The following is a 4,794-nucleotide window of genomic DNA, read 5'->3' on the forward strand; positions in this document are numbered from 1 at the left end:
CGAGACCGGCGACCGGGCCACCGTCTCCGCCCGGGTGACCATGACCACCGCCGACGAGAAGGTCGCCGAGCAGTCCCTGCGCTTCACAGTGGTGCGGAAGACGGGTTGGTGGGTCTGCGAGGTCGGCTGATCCGGCCGGCTGGTTAGGCTCGACGGGTGGCAGCGAGTGAGCAGCCGGCCGAGTCCGCCGGCAGATGGCCGGCCCGCCTGCACGTGGTGACCGGCAAGGGCGGCACAGGCAAGACGAGCGTGGCCGCCGCGCTGGCCCTCGGCCTGGCCGCCGGGGGCCGGCGCACCCTGCTGGTCGAGGTGGAGGGCCGGCAGGGCATCGCCCAGCTCTTCGGCACCGACCCGCTGCCGTACGAGGAGCGGCACCTCGCCGACGCGCCCGGCGGCGGTGAGGTGCGGGCGCTGGCGGTCGACGCCGAGGCGGCGCTCCTGGAATACCTGGACATGTTCTACAAGCTCGGCGCGGCCGGCCGGGCGCTGCGCAAGCTCGGCGCGATCGACTTCGCCACCACGATCGCGCCGGGCCTGCGCGACGTGCTGCTCACCGGCAAGGTCAAGGAGGCGACCACCCGGACCAGCGGCTCGCGCCGGACGTACGACGCGGTCGTGCTGGACGCGCCGCCGACCGGGCGCATCGGCCGCTTCCTGAACGTGACAGCGGAGACCGCCCGGCTGGCCAAGGTCGGCCCGATCAAGACCCAGAGCGAGGGCGTCTCCGCGCTGCTCCGGTCGCCGATGACAGCCGTGCACGTGGTCACGCTGCTGGAGGAGATGCCGGTCCAGGAGACGCTGGACGCGGTCGCCGAGCTGACCCAGCTCGGCTTCCCGGTCGGCCGGGTGATCGTCAACGGCGTCCGCCCGCCGGTGCCGGCCGGCCGGGCCGTGACCGCGGCCGAGCTGGAGCGCGGGCTGGCCGCCGCCGGCCTGCCGACCGACGGCCCGACCGTGGCCGGGCTCGTCGAGGAGGCCCACGACCAGCAGGTACGCCGAGAGCTGGAGGACTCGCTCCGGGGCGACCTGGTGGAGCTGGGCCTGCCCATGATCGAACTGCCGCTGCTGCCCGGAGGAGTCGACCGGGCCGGGTTGGAGGCGCTCGCCGAGACCCTCGTCCGGGCGGATTGACTCACACCTGCGACCGGCACGGAGCAGAGTGCCCCTCGGGACCGATACGCTCGATTGGTGCCTTCCGAAGACGCGGCGCCTCCGCTTGACGTCGACCAGATCCTCGCCGACGACGGTGTACGGATCGTGGTCTGCTGCGGGGCGGGCGGCGTGGGCAAGACGACCACCGCCGCGGCGCTGGCGCTGCGCGCGGCCGAGCGGCACGGCCGCCGGACCGTGGTGCTCACCATCGACCCGGCCCGCCGGCTGGCGCAGTCGCTCGGCCTGACCGAGCTGGACAACACACCCCGCCAGGTCAAGGGCATCGACGTCGAGGCCAGCGGCGGCGAGCTGCACGCCATGATGCTGGACATGAAGCGCACGTTCGACGACGTGGTGCTCCAGCACACCGACCCGGCGAAGGCCGCGGAGATCTTCGCCAACCCGTTCTACCAGGCCATGAGTTCCACCTTCGCCGGTACGCAGGAGTACATGGCGATGGAGAAGCTGGGCCAGTTGCACGCCCGGGGCGAGTGGGACCTGATCGTGGTGGACACGCCGCCGTCTCGGTCCGCGCTCGACTTCCTGGACGCTCCGGCCCGCCTGTCCCGATTCCTCGACGGCCGCATGCTGCGGCTGCTGCTGGCCCCGGCGCGCACCGGCGGACGCAGCATGTTCAACCTGGTGACGGCGAGCTTCGGGATGTTCTCCAAGGTGGTGCAGAAGGTGCTCGGCGCCCAACTGCTCACCGACCTGTCCGGCTTCGTCGCCGCCCTCGACTCGATGTTCGGCGGGTTCCGGCAGCGGGCCGAGCAGACGTACCGGATCCTGCAGGCCCGGGAGACGGCGTTCCTGCTGGTCGCGGCCCCGGAGCCGGACGCGGTCCGGGAGGCCGCCTACTTCGCGGGTCGCCTGCGGGAAGAGCAGATGCCGCTGGCCGGGCTGGTGCTCAACCGGGTGCACCGGCCGGCGGCGGCCCTGTCCGCGGCGGAGAGCCTGGCCGCCGCGGAGCGGCTGGCCGCGGCGGGCGGGCACGAGGGCACCGTCGAGGTGCTGCGCGCGCATGCCGCGCTGGCCCAGCAGGCGGTACGCGAGGAGCAGGTGGCGGCCCGGTTCACCGAGGCGTTCCCGGCGGTGCCGGCGGTGTCGGTGGCCGCGCAGCCCGCCGACGTGCACGACGTCGACGGGCTGCGGACGATCGGCGAGGCGATCAGCCGGAGCTGACCTGGCGGTCAGGTGGCAGTGGTCACCAGGACCTTGTCCTTGCCGGCCTTCTCCTTGGCGTTCTTCTTCATGGCCGCCTCGAACATCTTGCGCCAGCTGGTCACCTGCGGGTGACGGCGCAGCAACGCCCGGCGCTCGCGTTCGGTCATGCCACCCCACACACCGAACTCGATCCGGTTGTCGAGCGCGTCGGCCAGGCACTCGTACCGAACTGGGCAGCTCCGGCAGATCCTCTTCGCCACGTTCTGTTCGGCGCCCTGTACGAACAACGCGTCCGGGTCTCCGTTCTGACATGCCGCCAGTGACGGCCAGTCAGTGATCATGCCCATCTGTACACGTCCCCCCTTGCAGTACCTACCGACTTCGTGCGAGCAGCCCTCGAACTCCCCCCGGTCGTCCGCGCCGGCCTCCCCAGGGCGGCACGAACGACGCACGGCTGCCTTCGCCGCCACCATCATGCTGTGTAGTCGCCCGATTACGCAACGTTGTCGGCTAAATCCATCATTCCGGACACTCCCGGCTTCCCGGGCTTTCGCCCGGCGTCTACCCCGCCCGGGTACGTGAAAACGCTGCGCCCCTCCCGGGTTTCAGAGAGACTTCCGCCGGATCTCACGCAACCCAGGACCAGGGCTCGTGCGTTTAGCACAACGAGGCCGGCGCATGCAGGAAATGGGGAAAGTTCCCCGCGCGCCCGCCGATCCCTGCTCGCGTACCCTGTCGAGGTGACCTGGATGCGGAAACGTGACCACAACGTGCTGACCAACGCCGCATCGCTGCTGATCTGCGGCCTGTTGGCCGGAGTGGTGGTCGCTGCGGCGGCCTTCCCCGCGGTGGCGATGACCGGACTGGCCGCGAAGGCCGGCTCGGAGACATTCGGCGCGCTGCCCAAGGAGCTCACAGTCGCCCGGTCGCCGCAGATGACCAAGCTGCTCGCGTCCGACGGCAAGACCGTGCTGGCCACGATGTACGACGAGAACCGCAAGGACGTCAAGCTCAAGGACATCTCGCCGCACATGCAGAAGTCCATCATCGCGGCCGAGGACCACGACTTCTACAAGCACAACGGCGTGGACCTCAACGGTGTGGCACGGGCGTTCGTCAACAACCAGTCCGCCGGCTCCTCCCGGCAGGGCGCGTCGACGCTGACCATGCAGTACGTCCGGCTGGCCATCTCCTACTCGGCCACCCACCCGGCCGACGTGGTCGCCGCCACCGAGGACACCAGCGCCCGCAAGCTGCGCGAGATGAGCCTGGCGCTGCAGATCGACAAGGAGCTCTCCAAGGACGAGATCCTGGAGCGCTACCTGAACATCGCCGCGTTCGGCAACGGCGCGTACGGCATCTGGGCGGCCAGCCAGGTCTACTTCAACAAGCCGCCGAGCAAGCTGGACATCCAGGAGTCGGCCATGCTCGCCGGCATGGTGAAGGCGCCCACCGCGTTCGACCCGACCACCCCCGCGGGCTACCCCGAGGCGGTCGGCCGACGCGACTACGTCATCGACAACATGGTGCAGATCGGGGCGATCACCCAGCAGGAGGCGGACGCCGCCAAGAAGATCAAGCTCGTCGTCAAGGGCAAGCGCACCCCGAACGGCTGCACCCAGACCACCACCCGCTCCTGGGGCTTCTTCTGCGACTACCTCTACCGCTGGTGGCTGCAGCAGGAGACGTTCGGCGCCACCTCGTACGACCGTGAGCGGCGGCTCAAGAGCGGCGGCTACACCATCATCTCCACGCTCGACGTGCAGGCGCAGAAGGCCGCTGACAAGGCCGTCCGCAAGAACCTGGGCGAGAGCAGCAAGGCGGCCCGGATGGTGGCCGCCGTCGAGCCCGGCACCGGCCGGGTACGCGCCGTCGCCGTCAACCGCAACTTCAAGCTCGACGACCCGGACGACCCGCAGAACAAGATCTCCAGCGACCCGGCGAAGGCCAAGAAGAAGATCCGGGGCAACTACCCCAACACGGTGAACCCGCTGATCACCGGTGGCCCCGGCATCGCCGGCTACCAGGCGGGCTCGACCTTCAAGATCTTCACGCTGGTGGCCGCGCTGGAGAAGGGCTACCCGCTCAGCTACCCGATCAACGCGCAGCCCGTGTTCAAGTCGAACTACCCGGTCGAGTTCAACTCGCCGGCCGCCTGCCCGGGCACCAACAAGTACTGCCCGAAGAACGCCAACGCCTCGATGGCCGGCATGCACAACATGTGGAGCGGCTTCGGCTTCTCGGTCAACACGTTCTTCATCGACCTGCAGCAGCGGGTCGGCGCGGAGAACGTGGTGAAGGCGGCGCAGAAGCTCGGCATCTCGTTCCGCTCGTCGAGCGACGCGCAACTTGCCGCCAACCCGCACCAGTGGGGCGCGTTCAGCCTCGGCGTCTCGCAGACCACCCCGCTGGAGCTGGCGAACGCGTACGCGACGCTCGGCGCCGACGGCAAGTACTGCGAGCCGATCCCGGTGCAGG

The 4,794-nt window shown here is 70.1% G+C and carries 4 protein-coding genes; 3 read left to right on the forward strand and 1 reads right to left on the reverse strand.

What is annotated here, in order from left to right:
- The first annotated feature begins 156 nt into the window (after nucleotides 1–156).
- Both KBX39_RS23375 and KBX39_RS23380 read left to right on the forward strand, forming a co-directional pair.
- Nucleotides 157–1,131 (forward strand): ArsA-related P-loop ATPase, encoded by a 975-nt coding sequence (locus KBX39_RS23375; protein ID WP_043327858.1) that lies wholly within the window; start codon nucleotides 157–159, stop codon nucleotides 1,129–1,131.
- A 54-nt stretch (nucleotides 1,132–1,185) separates the two neighbouring features.
- On the forward strand, nucleotides 1,186–2,334 hold the full coding sequence (locus KBX39_RS23380) for an ArsA-related P-loop ATPase (RefSeq protein WP_174535410.1): 1,149 nt from the start codon (nucleotides 1,186–1,188) through the stop codon (nucleotides 2,332–2,334).
- A gap of 8 nt (nucleotides 2,335–2,342) precedes the next feature.
- Here KBX39_RS23380 and KBX39_RS23385 read toward each other — a convergent pair whose 3' ends face one another.
- Nucleotides 2,343–2,663 (reverse strand): WhiB family transcriptional regulator, encoded by a 321-nt coding sequence (locus KBX39_RS23385; RefSeq protein ID WP_043327856.1) that lies wholly within the window; start codon nucleotides 2,661–2,663, stop codon nucleotides 2,343–2,345.
- 402 nt (nucleotides 2,664–3,065) lie between these two features.
- Here KBX39_RS23385 and KBX39_RS23390 point away from each other — a divergent pair.
- Nucleotides 3,066–4,794 (forward strand): transglycosylase domain-containing protein (locus KBX39_RS23390; RefSeq protein ID WP_210872525.1); only part of this gene is annotated, 1,729 nt, incomplete at its 3' end.

The organism is Micromonospora sp. D75, from assembly GCF_018070405.1.
Classification (GTDB): Bacteria; Actinomycetota; Actinomycetes; order Mycobacteriales; family Micromonosporaceae; genus Micromonospora; species Micromonospora chalcea.